The 16,886-nt window shown below is 58.4% G+C and carries 12 protein-coding genes; 2 read left to right on the plus strand and 10 right to left on the minus strand.

Going from position 1 to position 16,886, the window contains the following annotated elements:
* Positions 1–78 precede the first annotated feature (78 nt).
* The 7 genes from lpdA to sdhC form a co-directional block, all read right to left on the minus strand.
* Complete coding sequence (gene lpdA / locus ACM6IV_RS01915; protein WP_414868506.1) at positions 79–1,515, minus strand: dihydrolipoyl dehydrogenase; 1,437 nt, start codon at positions 1,513–1,515, stop codon at positions 79–81.
* Between the two features lie 97 nt (positions 1,516–1,612).
* Complete coding sequence (gene odhB, locus ACM6IV_RS01920; protein WP_024012151.1) at positions 1,613–2,839, minus strand: 2-oxoglutarate dehydrogenase complex dihydrolipoyllysine-residue succinyltransferase; 1,227 nt, start codon at positions 2,837–2,839, stop codon at positions 1,613–1,615.
* A gap of 44 nt (positions 2,840–2,883) precedes the next feature.
* Positions 2,884–5,715, minus strand: a complete 2,832-nt coding sequence (locus tag ACM6IV_RS01925) for a 2-oxoglutarate dehydrogenase E1 component (protein ID WP_414868507.1) — start codon at positions 5,713–5,715, stop codon at positions 2,884–2,886.
* 252 nt (positions 5,716–5,967) lie between these two features.
* Complete coding sequence (locus ACM6IV_RS01930; protein WP_038364054.1) at positions 5,968–6,672, minus strand: succinate dehydrogenase iron-sulfur subunit; 705 nt, start codon at positions 6,670–6,672, stop codon at positions 5,968–5,970.
* An 11-nt stretch (positions 6,673–6,683) separates the two neighbouring features.
* Positions 6,684–8,456 (minus strand): succinate dehydrogenase flavoprotein subunit, encoded by a 1,773-nt coding sequence (gene sdhA, locus ACM6IV_RS01935; protein WP_414868508.1) that lies wholly within the window; start codon positions 8,454–8,456, stop codon positions 6,684–6,686.
* A 3-nt stretch (positions 8,457–8,459) separates the two neighbouring features.
* Entirely contained in the window at positions 8,460–8,828 is a 369-nt protein-coding gene (gene sdhD, locus ACM6IV_RS01940) for a succinate dehydrogenase, hydrophobic membrane anchor protein (RefSeq protein ID WP_007919900.1), read from the minus strand.
* Entirely contained in the window at positions 8,822–9,196 is a 375-nt protein-coding gene (sdhC, locus tag ACM6IV_RS01945; protein ID WP_034156251.1) for a succinate dehydrogenase, cytochrome b556 subunit, read from the minus strand. Before sdhC ends, sdhD begins: the two co-directional genes overlap by 7 nt.
* 362 nt (positions 9,197–9,558) lie before the next feature.
* Between sdhC and gltA the strand changes: the two genes are divergently transcribed.
* Positions 9,559–10,848, plus strand: coding sequence for a citrate synthase (gene gltA, locus ACM6IV_RS01950; RefSeq protein ID WP_003222994.1), 1,290 nt, complete (start codon positions 9,559–9,561; stop codon positions 10,846–10,848).
* Positions 10,849–11,882: 1,034 nt separating this feature from the next.
* Here gltA and ACM6IV_RS01955 read toward each other — a convergent pair.
* The 3 genes from ACM6IV_RS01955 to ACM6IV_RS01965 all read right to left on the minus strand — a co-directional run bounded on the left by ACM6IV_RS01955 (position 11,883) and on the right by ACM6IV_RS01965 (position 14,942).
* Positions 11,883–13,541 (minus strand): cation acetate symporter, encoded by a 1,659-nt coding sequence (locus ACM6IV_RS01955; protein ID WP_414868509.1) that lies wholly within the window; start codon positions 13,539–13,541, stop codon positions 11,883–11,885.
* Positions 13,538–13,849 carry a DUF485 domain-containing protein gene (locus ACM6IV_RS01960; RefSeq protein WP_047600264.1) on the minus strand — a complete coding sequence of 104 codons (312 nt, stop codon included), beginning with the start codon at positions 13,847–13,849 and terminating at the stop codon, positions 13,538–13,540. Before ACM6IV_RS01960 ends, ACM6IV_RS01955 begins: the two co-directional genes overlap by 4 nt.
* A 241-nt stretch (positions 13,850–14,090) precedes the next feature.
* A complete protein-coding gene (locus ACM6IV_RS01965; RefSeq protein WP_414868510.1) occupies positions 14,091–14,942 on the minus strand; it encodes a glycine betaine ABC transporter substrate-binding protein in 852 nt (283 codons plus the stop codon).
* 288 nt (positions 14,943–15,230) lie between these two features.
* On the opposite strand from ACM6IV_RS01965, the gene ACM6IV_RS01970 reads away from it, so the two are divergent.
* On the plus strand, positions 15,231–16,826 hold the full coding sequence (locus tag ACM6IV_RS01970; protein ID WP_414868511.1) for a glycosyl hydrolase family 17 protein: 1,596 nt from the start codon (positions 15,231–15,233) through the stop codon (positions 16,824–16,826).
* The last annotated feature ends 60 nt before the right edge of the window (positions 16,827–16,886 follow it).

Raw genomic sequence — 16,886 nt, forward strand, 5'->3', positions numbered from 1 at the left:
GTCCGGCGGACATTCCGCGGTGAGTCTTGCTCGCAAGGCTCACGACGGGCCGTTGCCGCCGTGGTTTCTTATTATGTCTTAACGCTTCTTGCGGTTGGCAATGTGAATGGCGCCGCCATTCACTGCCAGAGCAGCTTCGTGCAAGGCTTCGGACAGGGTCGGATGGGAGAAAACCATCATGCCCAAGTCTTCAGCGCTGGTGCCGAATTCCATACCGATCGCGCCCTGCTGAACGAGTTCTGCAGCGCTCGGGCCAATCACGTGCACGCCCAATACGCGGTCAGTCTTGGCATCTGCGATGACCTTGACGAAACCACCGGTATCGTTGGCGGCCATGGCACGGCCGGAAGCGGCGAACGGGAAGGTGCCGACGTTGACTTCAACGCCTTCGGCCTTCAGGGCCTGCTCGGTTTTGCCAACCCACGCGATTTCCGGGTGAGTATAAATAACCGAAGGGATCAAATCATAGTTCATCTGAGCCTTGTGGCCCTTGATGCGCTCGACAACCATGATGCCTTCTTCCGAAGCCTTGTGGGCCAGCATCATGCCGCGAACCACGTCACCGATGGCGAAGACGCCCGGTACAGCTGTGACGCAATGGTCATCGACCGCGATGAAACCACGCTCGTCGATTTCCACGCCGCAGTCGGCAGACAGCAGATCAGTGGTCACCGGACGGCGACCAACGGCCACGATCAGCTTGTCGAAAGTGATGGTCTGTTCGCCGTTGGCATCGGTGTAGTTGACGACGACTTCTTCGCCGTTGACTTTCGAACCGGTAACGCGAGCGCCCAGTTTGATGTCCAGACCCTGTTTGGTCAGGGTTTTCAGCGCTTCCTTGGAAACAGCGGTGTCCGCTGCCATCAGGAAAGTGTCCAGCGCTTCCAGAACCACGACTTCGGAACCCAGACGGGACCATACCGAACCCAGTTCCAGACCGATCACGCCAGCGCCGATCACGCCCAGACGCTTAGGTACGGTCTGGAATTCCAGAGCACCCGTCGAATCAACGATGACGTTCTGATCAACCGGAGCCGGTGGAATGTCGATCGGACGCGAGCCTGGCGCGAGGATGACGTTTTCAGCTTCGATGACTTCAACCGAGCCGTCTGGCTTGGTGACTTCGACTTTCTTGCCAGCCAGCAGTTTGCCGTGGCCCTGGATCGAAGTAACGCCGTTGGCCTTGAACAGAGTGGCAACGCCGCCGGTCAGGTTCTTGACGATGCCAGCCTTGCGGCCGACCATCGCAGCGACGTCCATTTTGACTTCGCCAGTCGAGATACCGTGAACGTTGAAGCTTTCTTTCGCTTCCTTGTATTTCCAGGAACTGTCGAGCAGAGCCTTGGAAGGAATGCAGCCCACGTTCAGGCAGGTGCCGCCCAGGGCTTGCTTGCCTTCAGCGTCGGTGTACTTCTCGATGCAGGCAGTGCTCAGACCCAGCTGCGCGGCCTTGATGGCAGCCACATAGCCACCAGGGCCAGCACCGATCACTACTACGTCAAATTTCTGCGACATTCAAAAAATCCTCTTTAGCGAAAAGCTTCAAGCCGCGCGCTCCAAGCCAAGCTGCCCTTTCCTGCAGCTTGAAACTTGAAGCCCGCGACTGCTTCTATCAGATATCCAGCAACAGACGAGCCGGATCTTCCAGCAGGTTCTTGATGGTCACCAGGAAGGTTACAGCTTCTTTGCCATCGATCAGACGGTGATCGTAGGACAGTGCCAGGTACATCATCGGACGGATAACGACCTGACCGTTGATGGCCATAGGACGCTGAATGATGTTGTGCATGCCCAGAATCGCTGCCTGCGGCGGGTTGACGATCGGGGTCGACATCATCGAACCGAAGGTACCACCGTTGGTGATGGTGAAGGTACCACCGGTCATCTCGTCCATCGACAGTTTGCCGTCACGGGCTTTCTTGCCGAAGGTGGCGATGCCGCCTTCGATTTCAGCCAGGCTCATCAGCTCGGCGTTACGCAGAACCGGAACAACCAGACCGCGGTCGCTGGAAACGGCAACGCCGATGTCCGCGTAGCCGTGGTAAACGATGTCGCCGCCGTCGATCGACGCGTTGACAGCCGGGAAGCGTTTCAGCGCTTCGGTGGCGGCTTTGACGAAGAACGACATGAAGCCCAGGCGTACGCCGTTGTGGGACTTCTCGAACAGGTCCTTGTACTTCGAACGCAGGGCCATGACTTCGGTCATGTCGACTTCGTTGAAAGTGGTCAGCATCGCCATGTTCGACTGTGCCTCAACCAGGCGCTTGGCCACGGTGGCACGAACGCGGGTCATCGGTACGCGCTTCTCGATGCGGTCGCCAGCGGCGAACACCGGAGCGGCAGCCGAAGGAGCAGCAGCCTTGGCAGGCGCGGCAGCCGGAGCGGCTTTCTTCGCAGCTACAGCAGCTACAACGTCTTCCTTGGTCACACGACCACCCTTGCCGGTGCCGGCAACGGAGGCGATGTTGATGCCGTTTTCTTCAGCCAGCTTGCGCGCAGCCGGAGCTGCGATCGGGTCATCTTCGCCATCGGCAGCAGCCGGTGCGGCAGCGGCAGTAGCAGCCGGAGCAGCAGCGGCGGCAGGAGCGGCAGCAGCAGCGCCGCCCTCTTCGATCGAGCCCAGGACCTGGTTCGACAGAACGGTAGCGCCCTCTTCGGCAACGATTGCGCCCAGCACGCCGTCCGCTTCAGCCAACACCTCAAGCACGACTTTGTCGGTTTCGATGTCGACGATCAGGTCGTCACGCTTGACGGCCTCACCTGGTTTCTTGTGCCAGGTGGCAACGGTGCCATCGGCAACCGATTCCGGGAATGACGGGGCTTTGATTTCGATAGCCATTATCTGTGGGTCCTTAAAATTCGGTTTCAGTCAGCGCGAAGGCGTTAAACAGTGAAAGCATCTTGCAGCAGTTTTTCCTGCTGCTCGGCGTGCATCGATGCGTAACCACATGCTGGGGCAGCCGAAGCCTCACGGCCCGCGTACTCAAGTACGAGAGTCTTGTCGAGGTTGGCGATGCTGCGACGCAAGTGATGCTGGCTGCAGTACCAGGCACCCTGGTTCATCGGCTCTTCCTGACACCACACGGCATGTTTGACGTTGGTGTACGGAGCCAGGACTTCTTTCAAGTCGTCCTCAGGGAACGGATACAGCTGCTCGATACGCACAATGGCGATATCTTCGCGGCCTTCGGCACGGCGTTTTTCCAGCAGGTCGTAGTAGACCTTGCCGCTGCACAGAACAATGCGCTCGACCTTTTTCGGGTCCAGGGCATCGATTTCCGGGATCACGGTCTGGAACGAACCTTCGGCCAGATCTTCCAGCGTCGAGATGGCCAGCTTGTGGCGCAGCAACGACTTCGGCGTCAGCACTACCAGTGGTTTGCGCAGCGGGCGAATCACCTGACGGCGCAGCAAGTGGTAGATCTGGGCCGGGGTGGTCGGCATGCACACCTGAATGTTGTGCTCTGCGCACAGCTGCAGGTAACGCTCAAGACGTGCCGAGCTGTGCTCAGGGCCCTGACCTTCGTAACCGTGTGGCAGCAACATGGTCAGACCGCAGAGACGGCCCCACTTGTGCTCGCCGCTGGTAATGAACTGGTCGATCACAACCTGCGCACCGTTGGCGAAGTCGCCGAACTGGGCTTCCCAGATCACCAGCGCGTTTGGCGTGGTGGTCGAGTAACCGTATTCGAACGCCAGTACCGCTTCTTCCGACAGGAACGAGTCGTACAGGTCAAAGCGTGGCTGACCGTCGTACAGGTTCTGCAGCGGAATGTAGGTGCCCGCGTCTTTCTGGTTGTGCAGCACAGCGTGACGGTGCGAGAACGTACCGCGACCGATGTCCTGACCGGTCATGCGAATCGGGTGACCTTCGAACGCCAGGGTCGCGTACGCCATGGTTTCGGCGTAACCCCAGTTGATCGGCAGGCCGCCGGCTTGCATCTTCTGACGGTCTTCGTAGATCTTCGCGACCTGACGCTGAACCACGAAGCCTTCCGGAATTTCCAGCAGCTTGGCGGACAGTTCTTGCAGGGTCTTCAGATCGAAACGCGTGTCGTGACGCGCCGTCCAGGCGTGGCCCAGATACGGACGCCAGTCGACGAACAGTTCTTTGTTCGGCTCTTTGACCAGCGATTTCACGACATGCAGACCGTTGTCCAGCGCGTTGCGGTATTCGTCGACTTTCGCCTGAACACGCTCTGCGTCCAGTACACCGCCCTGGGTCAGACGATCAGCGTACAGCTCACGGGTAGTGCGCTGCTTGGTGATCTGCTGATACATCAGAGGCTGGGTACCGCTTGGCTCGTCGGCCTCGTTGTGGCCGCGACGACGGTAGCAGACCAGGTCGATCACCACGTCACGCTTGAACTGCATGCGGTAGTCGATGGCCAGCTGGGTCACGAACAACACGGCTTCCGGATCATCACCATTCACATGGAGGATCGGCGCCTGGATCATCTTCGCAACGTCGGTGGCGTACTCGGTGGAACGCGAGTCCAACGGGTTGCTGATGGTGAATCCCACCTGGTTGTTGATCACGATGTGCACGGTACCGCCGGTCTTGAAACCGCGGGTCTGCGACATCTGGAAGGTTTCCATGACCACGCCCTGACCTGCGAATGCAGCGTCACCGTGGATGGAGATCGGCAGAACTTTCTCACCGGTCGGGTCGTTACGACGATCCTGACGGGCACGCACCGAACCTTCTACCACCGGGGAAACGATTTCCAGGTGGGACGGGTTGAACGCCATGGCCAGGTGGACTTCACCGCCGGCGGTCATCACGTTGGACGAGAAGCCCTGGTGGTATTTAACGTCACCGGAACCGAGCTCGACCTTCTTCTTGCCTTCGAACTCATCGAACAGCTCGCGCGGGTTCTTGCCGAAGGTGTTGACCAGCACGTTCAGGCGGCCACGGTGGGCCATGCCGATGACGACTTCCTTGGTGCCGTAGGAACCGGAACGCTGGATCAACTCGTCGAGCATCGGAATCAGGCTCTCGCCGCCTTCCAGACCGAAACGCTTGGTGCCCGGGTATTTGGTGCCCAGGTATTTTTCCAGGCCTTCACCGGCGGTCACGCGCTCAAGCAGATGGCTCTTGATGTCGGCGGAGTACGTCGGACGACCACGCACGCTTTCCAGACGCTGCTGGAACCACTGGCGCTGCTCGGAATCGGTGATGTGCGTAAATTCAGCGCCGATGGTGCGGCAATATGTCTGCTGCAACGCTTCGTGAATTTCGCGTAGGCTCGCTTCCTCTTTGCCGATGAACAGGTCGCCGGCACGGAAGGTCGTATCAAGATCGGCATTGGTCAAGCCGTAATGATTGATCGACAGGTCTGCAGGTGCAGGACGCTGCCACAGCCCCAGCGGGTCAAGCTGGGCTGCCTGGTGGCCACGCATACGGTAGGCCTGGATCAATCGCAACACTTCAACTTGCTTCTTCTCGTGCTCACTGCTCACGCTGCCGGCGGAAACCGGTTGGGCGCGGCGCTGGTTCTTTGCCAGCAGCACGAAATGATCGCGAATTGTGGAATGCGAAACATCAGTGGCAGAGTTGCCGTCGGCAGGCAACTTCTGAAAGTAGGTGCGCCACTCTTCTGGCACAGCGTTAGGGTCGTGCAGGTAGAGCTCATAAAGCTCTTCCACATAGGCAGCGTTTCCACCTGAAAGGTAGGCGCTGTTCCACATGCGCTGCATCACGCTTTCTTGCATGCTTGGTCACCCTCGGTTAGGGGAACACCATCGGCGTCGACACCGAGCAAACTTGCAGAAGTCCGAATGCAGCGACTAAAACAAGCCACTTAGGATCACACTGATAGTCCGGGTACCAGCCCGGATGCCCCTGCTTGTCTCATTTCTTCAAAATAAGAGCGGCAGCTTGTGGCTACTGCTCTGGTTATAGCCATGACGCGGGTTGAAGCCCGCGCCACAGCCTCTACGGGTACAGCGGTTACAGCAGCTGAATCACACGCCGCTCGAAAGCAGCATGTTACGGATGTGACCGATGGCCTTAGTCGGGTTCAGGCCTTTCGGACATACGTTGACGCAGTTCATGATGCCCCGGCAGCGGAAGACGCTGAACGGGTCATCGAGCGAAGCCAGACGCTCGTTGGTCTTGGTATCACGGCTGTCTGCCAGGAAGCGATAAGCTTGCAGCAGCGCAGCTGGACCCAGGAACTTGTCCGGGTTCCACCAGAAGGACGGGCAAGAGGTCGAGCAGCAAGCACACAGGATGCACTCGTACAGACCATCGAGCTTTTCACGCTCTTCAGGGGACTGCAGACGCTCGATGGCCGGAGCCGGCGTGTCGTTCTGCAGGTAAGGCTTCACCTTCTCGTATTGCTTGTAGAAGATGCTCATATCGACGACCAGGTCACGGATAACCGGCAAACCTGGCAGCGGACGAACAATCAGCTTGTTACCTTTTACAACGGCGGACAGTGGCGTGATGCACGCCAGACCGTTCTTGCCGTTGATGTTCATGCCGTCGGAGCCACAGACGCCTTCACGGCAAGAGCGACGATAGGAGAAACCCTCGTCCTGCTCTTTGATCAGGGCCAGCACGTCCAGCACCATCAGGTCTTTACCACCGGTATCGACCTGGAATTCCTGCATGAACGGCGCAGCGTCCTGATCAGGGTTGTAGCGATAAACACTGACTTGCAACATGGCGGTCACCCTTAATAAGTCCGGACTTTAGGTTCGAAAGTCGGAACAGTCTTCGGCGAGAAGTTCACGGCACGCTTGGTAACGCGCTTGTCACCCGGGAAGTACAGGGTGTGGCACAGCCAGTTTTCGTCATCACGGTCTTCAAAGTCTTCACGGGCGTGCGCGCCGCGGGACTCTTTACGTACTTCGGCCGCGATGGCGGTAGCTTCAGCCACTTCCAGCAGGTTTTGCAGCTCCAGCGCTTCGATACGGGCAGTGTTGAACGCCTGCGACTTATCGTTGATCTTCACGTTGGCGATGCGGGTACGCAGGTCAGCCAGCTGAGCGATACCTTTCTGCATGTATTCGCCGGTACGGAACACACCGAAGTAGTTCTGCATGCAGCTTTGCAGCTCGCGACGCAGGGTAGCAACATCTTCGCCGTCAGTACGGTTGTTCAGTGCGTTCAGGCGCGACAGGGCAGCTTCGATGTCGGCTTCGGTAGCGTCGTCGTATTCGATGCCGTCGGTCAGTGCCTTTTCCAGGTGCAGGCCGGCAGCGCGGCCGAATACCACCAGGTCGAGCAGCGAGTTGCCGCCCAGACGGTTGGCACCGTGTACCGATACGCAAGCCACTTCACCTACCGCGAACAGACCTGGAATGATCTGATCCACGCCGTCGGCGTCCTGGGTGATCGCCTGACCATGAATGTTGGTGGCAACGCCGCCCATCATATAGTGGCAGGTCGGAACAACCGGAACCGGCGCAACCACCGGGTCAACGTGAGCGAAAGTCTTCGACAGTTCGCAGATGCCTGGCAGACGGCTGTGCAGCACTTCCTCGCCCAGGTGGTCGAGTTTGAGCATTACGTGGTCGCCATTCGGACCGCAACCGTTGCCGGCGATGATTTCCTTGACCATCGAACGCGCAACCACGTCACGACCGGCAAGGTCTTTGGCGTTCGGAGCATAACGCTCCATGAAACGCTCGCCGTGCTTGTTGATCAGGTAACCACCTTCACCACGGCAACCTTCGGTCACCAGTACACCGGCGCCGGCGATACCGGTCGGGTGGAACTGCCACATTTCAATGTCTTGTACCGGTACGCCAGCACGCAGAGCCATGCCGACGCCGTCACCGGTGTTGATCAGGGCGTTGGTGGTGGACGCGTAGATACGACCTGCACCGCCTGTAGCCAATACAGTGGCCTTGGCGCGGATGTAGGTGGTTTCGCCGGTTTCGATGCAGATGGCGATCACACCGACGAATTCGCCTTCCTGGTTTTTCACCAGGTCGACAGCGTAGTACTCGTTCAGGAACGTGGTACCGGCTTTCAGGTTGCCCTGATAAAGGGTGTGCAGCAGTGCGTGACCGGTACGGTCGGATGCCGCGCAAGTACGTGCAGCCTGGCCGCCTTTACCGTAGTCCTTGGACTGACCACCGAACGGACGCTGGTAGATACGACCTTGCTCGGTACGCGAGAACGGCAGACCCATGTGGTCCAGCTCGAAAACAGCGGCCGGGCCTTCCTGACACATGTATTCGATAGCGTCCTGGTCACCGATGTAGTCGGAACCCTTGACGGTATCGTACATGTGCCAGCGCCAGTCATCGTTCGGGTCAGCAGACGCGATTGCGCACGTGATGCCGCCCTGGGCGGATACAGTGTGCGAACGGGTCGGAAAAACCTTGGTGATCACGGCAGTCTTGTGACCGCCCTGCGCCAGTTGCAGCGCAGCGCGCATGCCGGCACCGCCACCACCAATAATGATGGCGTCGAAAGAAATCGTTGGAATGTTAGCCATGAATCAGATACCCCAGAGAATCTGCACACCCCAGACGAAGTAAGCGAACATCGCGATGCCGCAAACTGCCTGGAAAAGGAAACGTACTGCGGTCGCGGACTTGCCCAGCGCCATTGGCGTCAGGTAGTCGGTCGCGATGGTCCACATGCCGACCCAGGCGTGAGCGCCAAGGGCAACGAGGGCCAGCAGACTGAAGATACGCATCCCGTTGTGAGCGAACAGGCCGTGCCACTGGTCGTAGCCAATGCCCGGATTCGCTGCAAGGTATCCGATCAGGAAGATGAAATAAGCCGCGAGAACAACCGCAGACACACGTTGCGCCATCCAGTCATAGAGGCCCGAACGCGAAAGGTTCGTAACGCTGGTTACCATATCCAAACTCCTGCCAGAACAATCAGCACCACGGAAACGGCGATGATAATTTTCGAGCCCAGGCGGCCGCCTTCCAGCGTCTCACCGATGCCCATATCCATGATCAAGTGGCGCACACCGGCTACCAGGTGATACAGCAGAGCGGACAGGAGGCCCCATGCTACGAACTTGGCCAGCGGGCTGGTCAAGCATGCCTTCACCTCGGCAAAACCTTCCTCGGAACCCAGAGATTTGCCCAATGCATAAAGCATGAAGCCGATACCCAGGAAGAGGATGATGCCGGAAACACGGTGAAGAAACGACGTAACGCCGGTGATGGGGAGTTTGATGGTCCTTAGGTCTAGGTTTACAGGTCGTTGGCTTTTCACGGCTTTTTTTTCACACTGAAGAGCCCCTAACAATCAGGGCAAAGTTGTTGGGGAGTGCACTGGTCAGGTAACCACCACCCAGGGATGCGACCCCCAATAAAGCAGGCCCAAAAGCCCTTGGCGGTCGGTGGCCGAGTATAGACAGTTAGGCTACTAATGACAACGCAATCACCTAGCCCTAATAGCTGATTGCACAAGTCGCATAAAAGGCGTAAATGGCAGTCAATTTCGAGGAAAAAGTGCGCTTAAAGCCTTCTGGAGCAAGACTTTAGGCAAATTGACATTCGAATTTATCTCACTATAGTGGTGCGGGCCCTGCGTGGGGGGTCTGTCTGATGGTTCAAGCATAAATAGGAGGCCACATGGCTGACAAAAAAGCGCAGTTGATCATCGAGGGCGCAGCCCCCGTCGAGCTGCCCATTTTAACCGGCACCGTTGGTCCCGATGTAATCGATGTTCGGGGCCTGACGGCCACGGGCCGCTTCACGTTCGACCCAGGCTTCATGTCGACCGCCTCGTGCGAGTCGAAGATCACCTATATCGACGGCGACAACGGCATTCTGTTGCACCGCGGCTACCCGATCGAACAACTGGCTGAAAAGTCGGACTACCTGGAAACCTGCTACCTGTTGCTTAACGGCGAACTGCCGACCGCAGAACAGAAGGCCCAGTTCGTCAGCACCGTGAAAAACCACACCATGGTTCACGAGCAGTTGAAAACCTTCTTCAACGGTTTCCGTCGCGACGCCCACCCGATGGCCGTCATGTGCGGTGTAGTCGGCGCCCTCTCGGCCTTCTACCACGACTCCCTGGACATCAATAACCCGCAGCATCGCGAAATCTCCGCGATCCGTCTGGTGGCCAAGATGCCGACCCTGGCAGCGATGGTTTACAAGTACTCCATGGGCCAACCCATGATGTACCCGCGCAACGACCTGACGTACGCGGAAAACTTCCTGCACATGATGTTCAACACCCCGTGCGAGATCAAACCGATCAGCCCGGTGCTCGCCAAGGCCATGGACCGGATCTTTATCCTCCATGCCGACCACGAGCAGAACGCGTCGACTTCCACCGTGCGCCTGGCCGGTTCTTCGGGTGCCAACCCGTTCGCCTGTATCGCCGCCGGTATCGCCGCACTGTGGGGCCCTGCCCACGGCGGTGCGAACGAAGCCGTATTGACCATGCTTGACGAGATTGGCGATGTGTCGAACATCGACAAGTTCATCGCCAAGGCCAAGGACAAGAACGATCCGTTCAAACTGATGGGCTTCGGTCACCGCGTTTACAAGAACCGCGACCCTCGCGCGACTGTAATGAAGCAGACCTGCGACGAAGTACTGAAGGAACTGGGCATCAACAACGATCCGCAACTCGAACTGGCCATGCGCCTGGAAGAGATCGCCCTGACCGACCCGTACTTCATCGAACGCTCGCTGTACCCGAACGTCGACTTCTACTCGGGGATCATCCTCAAGGCGATCGGCATTCCGACCAGCATGTTCACCGTGATTTTCGCGCTGGCGCGTACGGTTGGCTGGATCTCCCACTGGAAAGAAATGCTCTCCAGCCCGTACAAGATTGGCCGTCCGCGCCAGCTGTACACCGGCTACGAGTCGCGTGACATTACCAAGCTGGAAGACCGCAAATAAGATTTGTCTTGCGATGAAGTCTTGAGTTGTACCGGGAACGGCCTCTATTTATATAGGGGCCGTTTTTGTTTGGTCTCAGCGGCCTGTGGGCCGACTGTTTTTTCGGGGTTTGGGGGCATATCCGTTGCTGCGGGTGTTGCCGCTGGCGGTTTCGCTCTTACAGCGAGTCCCTTTTTCAAACGCCAAAAAGGAACCAAAAGGCTTTGCCCCTGGCGTACGGCACTTCGCTGAGGCTCAGTGTTCCCTCGCTACGGTGTCCATCCGGGGGCATCGCCTACCGTTTGCTTCGCTGCACCTCCTCTCGATGAATGCGGCTTCGCCGCACGGCGCTGCGCGCCTCCCCCCGGATGAACACCTTCGCTCGGCCTGCCGATGGGGCAAAAGATCAAAAACCAAAGCAAGATCACAAGCCAGATCAAGAGCCCCTCACCCTAGCCCTCTCCCGGAGGGAGAGGGGACTGACCGAGTTGTTTGGTAGAGCTACGCCGACCTGAGATATCGAGCCGAACTCGGATTCTGAAAGGCCCACCATCGGCTCCCTCTCCCTCGGGAGAGGGCTGGGGTGAGGGGCAGCCACAACGCAAATCAAAAGCCGAACACCCGCGCTCTTCACCACTCAATAGGCCGAGTGTCAGCTCGCCTGCTTTTGATCTTGATCCACGGGCGACGTCGGAAGGCTGAGCGGAGGGATTGATCCGGGCGTGGGAGCGCAGCGACCGTTTGGCGCAGCCAAACACAGCGAGAGGAGGTGCAGCGAAGCAAACCGGAGACGCTGCGCCCGGATCAATCCCGCAGCGAAGGAACCCCGAGCCCCAGCGAGCGGGCCGCACGTAGGAGCAAGCGTTTTTTGCTTACTTTTTTTGGCGTTTGAAAAAAAGTGAGTCGCCGTAAGGGCGAAACCCTAAGCCGCCGTTACCGCAGCAACGGATATACACCCAATCAAAAAACCCACCCAAGTCCGATAACCGCCCACAAAAAATGCCCCGATCTCTCAACCGGGGCATTCAGCACAACATTACAAAACCATCAAACCATCAATGCGAAACCGCCCCACTCGCCCCCAACCCCGTCTGCGAACGCACAAACTGCGGGAAGAACAGCGCCCGCTCATTGTCCGCAGCCGCCGACTTGTCAGTGATCGAAAAGAACCAGATCCCGATAAAGGCAATGATCATCGAAAACAACGCCGGATACTCGTAAGGGAAGATCGCCTTCTCATGATGCAGGATCTGCACCCAGATGGTCGGGCCGAGGATCATCAGGCCCACTGCACTCACCAGCCCCAGCCAGCCGCCGATCATCGCGCCGCGGGTGGTCAGCTTCTTCCAGTACATCGAAAGCAGCAATACCGGGAAGTTACAGCTCGCCGCGATGGAGAACGCCAGGCCCACCATGAACGCAATGTTCTGGCTTTCGAACAGGATGCCCAAGCCAATCGCCAGCACCGCCAAGGCAATGGTGGTGATCTTCGAAACGCGAATCTCATCCTTCTCGTTGGCCTTGCCCTTTTTGATCACACTGGCGTACAGGTCATGAGAAACCGCCGAAGCACCCGCCAGGGTCAGACCGGCTACCACCGCGAGAATGGTCGCGAACGCCACCGCCGAGATAAAGCCGAGGAAGATGCTGCCGCCGACCGCGTTGGCCAGGTGCACCGCCGCCATGTTGTTGCCGCCCAACAGCGCGCCAGCAGCATCCTTGAAGGCCGGGTTGGTGCTGACCAGCAGGATCGCGCCGAAGCCGATGATGAAGGTCAGGATATAGAAGTAACCAATGAAACCAGTCGCGTAGAGCACGCTCTTGCGCGCTTCTTTTGCGTCACTCACGGTGAAGAAGCGCATCAGGATGTGCGGCAGGCCAGCCGTACCGAACATCAGCGCCAGACCCAGCGAGAACGCGGAAACCGGATCCTTGACCAGACCGCCCGGGCTCATGATCGCCTCGCCTTTGGCGTGAACCTTGATCGCCTCGGAGAACAGCGTGTTGAAGTCAAAGCCCACATGCTTCATCACCATCAGCGCCATGAACGATGCGCCGGACAGCAGCAGCACAGCCTTGATGATCTGCACCCAAGTGGTCGCCAGCATGCCGCCGAACAGCACGTACATGCACATCAGCACACCGACCAGGATCACCGCGACGTGGTAGTCCAGACCGAACAGCAGCTGGATCAACTTGCCGGCGCCGACCATTTGCGCGATCAGGTAGAACGCCACCACCACCAGCGAACCGCAGGCGGACAGCGTGCGGATCTGGGTTTGCCCGAGGCGGTAGGACGCCACGTCGGCAAAGGTGTATTTACCCAGGTTACGCAGGCGCTCGGCGATCAGGAACAGAATGATCGGCCAGCCCACCAGGAAGCCGATCGAGTAGATCAGGCCATCGTAGCCGGAGGTGAATACCAGCGCGGAAATCCCCAGAAAGGACGCCGCCGACATGTAGTCACCGGCAATCGCCAGACCGTTCTGGAAACCGGTGATCTTGCCGCCCGCTGCATAGTAGTCGGCCGCCGAGTTGTTCTTCTTCGAGGCCCAGTAGGTGATGTACAGGGTCGCGCCAACGAAGGCGACGAACATCAGGATCGCCGGGATGTTCAGTGGCTGTTTGGCCACTTCACCAGTCAGCGCGTCAGCTGCCCAGACACCCGGGGCGAACATTGCGACGCTCAATAGAGCCAGTAGACGCCGGATCATTGCTGAGCCTCCTTGAGAATCGCATTGTTCAGGTCGTCAAATTCGCCATTGGCGCGGCGCACGTAGATACCGGTAAGAATGAACGCTGAAAGAATGAGTCCGACACCGATTGGAATGCCCCAGGTAATCGAGGATTCCGGACTGAGTTTTGCACCCAGTATGTGCGGCCCGTAAGCGATCAACAGGATGAAGCCAGAGTAAAGCCCGAGCATGATCGCCGAGAGTATCCAGGCGAACTTTTCCCTTTTTCGCACCAGCTCCTTGAATCGGGGACTGTTTTGAATCGAGAGGTAAATGCTGTCGTTCATTGTTTTTATCCTCGCAGCACAGATTATTGTTGGAACATAGCTAATGTATGCGGCTGCGAGCGCGGTAACAGACGACCTTAGTAGTAGAACGCCATGACCCTTTTGCCAATTTCCGGTACAGCACAAAACAACTGTGGGAGCGGGCTTGCTCGCGAAGGCGTCGTATCAGTCAACACATAAGTCGACTGACAGACCGCTTTCGCGAGCAAGCCCGCTCCCACAGGGTTAGGCGGTGAAGCGTTTATTTGGTCCAGTCAGCCACGCGATCCGGGTGTTTGGCCACCCAATCCTTGGCGGCGGCGTCAGGCTTGGCACCGTCCTGAATCGCCAGCATGACTTCGCCGATTTCGTCTTTCGACGCCCACTGGAAGTTCTTCAGGAACTTGGCCACTTCCGGTGCCTTGGCTTCCAGGCCTTTGCTGCCGATGCTGTTAACGGTTTCAGCCTGGCCATACACGCCTTTCGGGTCGTCGAGGAAGCGCAGCTTCCACTTGGCGAACATCCAGTGCGGCACCCAACCGGTGACGGCGATGGATTCGTTTTTCTTCTCGGCACGGGTCAGCTCGGCAATCATGCCGGCGCCGGAACTGGCTTTGAGGGTGTATTTGTCGAGGCCGTAATCCTTGATCGCTTGATCTGTCTTGAGCATCACGCCTGAACCGGCATCGATGCCGACGATGCGATTTTTGAAGGTGTCATCGGTTTTCAAGTCTTCGATCGACTTGGCTTTCACATACTCCGGCACGATCAGGCCGATTTTCGCGTCCTTGAAGTTCGGCCCGTAATCGACGACCTGATCCTTGTTCTTCGTCCAGTAATCGCCGTGGGTCACTGGCAGCCACGCCGACAGCATGGCGTCGAGTTTGCCAGTGGCCACACCCTGCCACATGATCCCGGTGGCGACGGCCTGCAGCTTCACGTCGTAGCCGAGTTTCTGCTTGATCACTTCGGCTGCCACGTGAGTGGTCGCCACGCTGTCGGACCAGCCGTCAACGTAACCGATGTTCAGGGTCTGTTTTTCAGCGTTGGCGAAAGTGGAACTCATCGCAAGCACCAGAGCGGCACCTGCGCCTAAAAGTCGTCGCATCTTCATCGTTTACTTCCCCGAAATGCTGCGCCCGACGGATGCCGGGCATCGTCAACGTATTGTTATGGTGCACAGCGCCCCCATCACGCCTGGACCGCAAACACACTCGAACATCAGTGGAGTACTGACGCTTTCGATCATCAACCTGACGCCCGAAGCGACCTGCTCTGTCAGCGACCTCAAGGCAACGAGAAACGACATCAGAAAGCCATTAATCGCGACTATATAAATGACGCCAAATAATCCGCCCGAACTTTGCATGTCAAAATCATGCGGGCCACCAACCCTCTATAAATGCAGGTAACATGCGTCGCTTTGCAGCCACTCGGCCTGACCATGTCCGCGACCTCCCGCTTCCCTTTTCTGCCTTATCTGTTCGCTTGCCTGCTGGGGCTGCTTGCCCTCGGGGGTTTCTGGTATGGCCTTGGCCAACCGGTGATCTTGCCGGACGCCGCGACCCCGACGCATAAATTGCAGTGCGCCTCCTACACCCCCTTCGATAAAGACCAATCGCCGTTCGACGTGCCCTTCAAGCTGCGCCCGCAGCGCATGGACGCGGATCTGGCGTTACTGGCGACACGCTTTGAATGCATCCGCACCTATTCGATGACGGGACTTGAAGCGCTGCCGGAGCTGGCACGCAAACATGGCCTGAAATTGATGATCGGTGCCTGGGTCAACAGCAACCCGGTGGACACCGAGAAAGAGGTCGACCTGCTGATCAAATCAGCCAATGCCAACCCCGACGTGGTCAGCGCAGTGATCGTCGGCAACGAAGCCTTGCTGCGCAAAGAAGTCACCGGCGCGCAACTGGTTCGACTGATCAACAAAGTCAAAAGCCAGATCAAGCAACCGGTGACGTACGCCGATGTCTGGGAGTTCTGGCTCAAGCACCCGGAGGTCGCGCCGGCGGTGGACTTCCTGACCATCCATTTGCTGCCGTACTGGGAAGATGATCCGTCGAATATCGACGTCGCTTTGCAGCATGTCGCCGATGTGCGCCAGGTGTTCGGCCATAAATTCGCGCCCAAAGACGTGATGATCGGCGAAACCGGCTGGCCGAGCGAAGGCCGCCAGCGTGAGACCGCCTTGCCGAGCCGGGTCAACGAAGCGAAGTTCGTTCGCGGTTTTGTCGCGATGGCCGAGAAGGAAGGCTGGCATTACAACCTGATCGAAGCCTTTGACCAGCCGTGGAAGCGTGGCAGTGAAGGTGCGGTCGGCGGTTACTGGGGTTTGTTCGATGCTGATCGACAGGACAAAGGCGTACTCGCCGGGCCGGTGACCAATGTGCCGTTCTGGAAGGAATGGCTGGCGGTCGGTGGTTTGATTGTCCTTGGCACGCTGTTGCTTGGTGGCCGTGTCGGCACTACGCGTTCAGCGCTGCTGTTGCCGCTGCTGGGCGCCCTCGCCGCTTGCTCGATTGGCGCCTGGGGTGACTTGGCGCGGGTGACCACGCGGTTTGCCAGTGAGTGGCTGTGGGTCGGCTTGCTGACAGCGCTGAATCTGTTGGTATTGGCACACGCCGCGCTGACGCTGAGCGCGCGCACCGGTTGGCGGGAACGGGCGTTCAATCTGCTGGAGCGCCGCGCGGGCTGGCTGGTCGCGGCAGCCGGTTTTGCTGCAGCGGTGATGATGCTGGAGATGGTGTTCGATCCGCGTTATCGCAGTTTTGCGAGCATGGCGTTTGTGCTGCCGGCGCTGGTTTATCTGTGCCGGCCGGTCAGCGTGCCGCGTCGCGAGATTGCCCTGCTGACATTTATTGTCGGTGCGGGGATTGCGCCGCAGTTGTATCAGGAAGGTTTGCAGAATCAGCAGGCGCGGGGCTGGGCGTTGGTGAGCTTATTAATGGTGGCTGCCCTTTGGCGCTGCCTTCGCGTTCGCAAGACTTAAGCTTCATCGGCTGAAATGCCCAATCGCGAGCAGGCTCACTCCTACAGTTGGAAATGCGCT

This window comes from Pseudomonas sp. IT-347P, from assembly GCF_949768005.1.
Classification (GTDB): Bacteria; Pseudomonadota; Gammaproteobacteria; order Pseudomonadales; family Pseudomonadaceae; genus Aquipseudomonas.

What these genes read in the sequence shown, in the direction of transcription:
- lpdA (WP_414868506.1), bottom strand. Translation starts at nt 1,515, where the DNA reads ATGTCGCAGAAATTTGACGTAGTAGTGATCGGTGCTGGCCCTGGTGGC.
- odhB (WP_024012151.1), bottom strand. Translation starts at nt 2,839, where the DNA reads ATGGCTATCGAAATCAAAGCCCCGTCATTCCCGGAATCGGTTGCCGAT.
- ACM6IV_RS01925 (WP_414868507.1), bottom strand. Translation starts at nt 5,715, where the DNA reads ATGCAAGAAAGCGTGATGCAGCGCATGTGGAACAGCGCCTACCTTTCA.
- ACM6IV_RS01930 (WP_038364054.1), bottom strand. Translation starts at nt 6,672, where the DNA reads ATGTTGCAAGTCAGTGTTTATCGCTACAACCCTGATCAGGACGCTGCG.
- sdhA (WP_414868508.1), bottom strand. Translation starts at nt 8,456, where the DNA reads ATGGCTAACATTCCAACGATTTCTTTCGACGCCATCATTATTGGTGGT.
- sdhD (WP_007919900.1), bottom strand. Translation starts at nt 8,828, where the DNA reads ATGGTAACCAGCGTTACGAACCTTTCGCGTTCGGGCCTCTATGACTGG.
- gltA (WP_003222994.1), top strand. Translation starts at nt 9,559, where the DNA reads ATGGCTGACAAAAAAGCGCAGTTGATCATCGAGGGCGCAGCCCCCGTC.
- ACM6IV_RS01955 (WP_414868509.1), bottom strand. Translation starts at nt 13,541, where the DNA reads ATGATCCGGCGTCTACTGGCTCTATTGAGCGTCGCAATGTTCGCCCCG.
- ACM6IV_RS01960 (WP_047600264.1), bottom strand. Translation starts at nt 13,849, where the DNA reads ATGAACGACAGCATTTACCTCTCGATTCAAAACAGTCCCCGATTCAAG.
- ACM6IV_RS01965 (WP_414868510.1), bottom strand. Translation starts at nt 14,942, where the DNA reads ATGAAGATGCGACGACTTTTAGGCGCAGGTGCCGCTCTGGTGCTTGCG.
- ACM6IV_RS01970 (WP_414868511.1), top strand. Translation starts at nt 15,231, where the DNA reads ATGCAGGTAACATGCGTCGCTTTGCAGCCACTCGGCCTGACCATGTCC.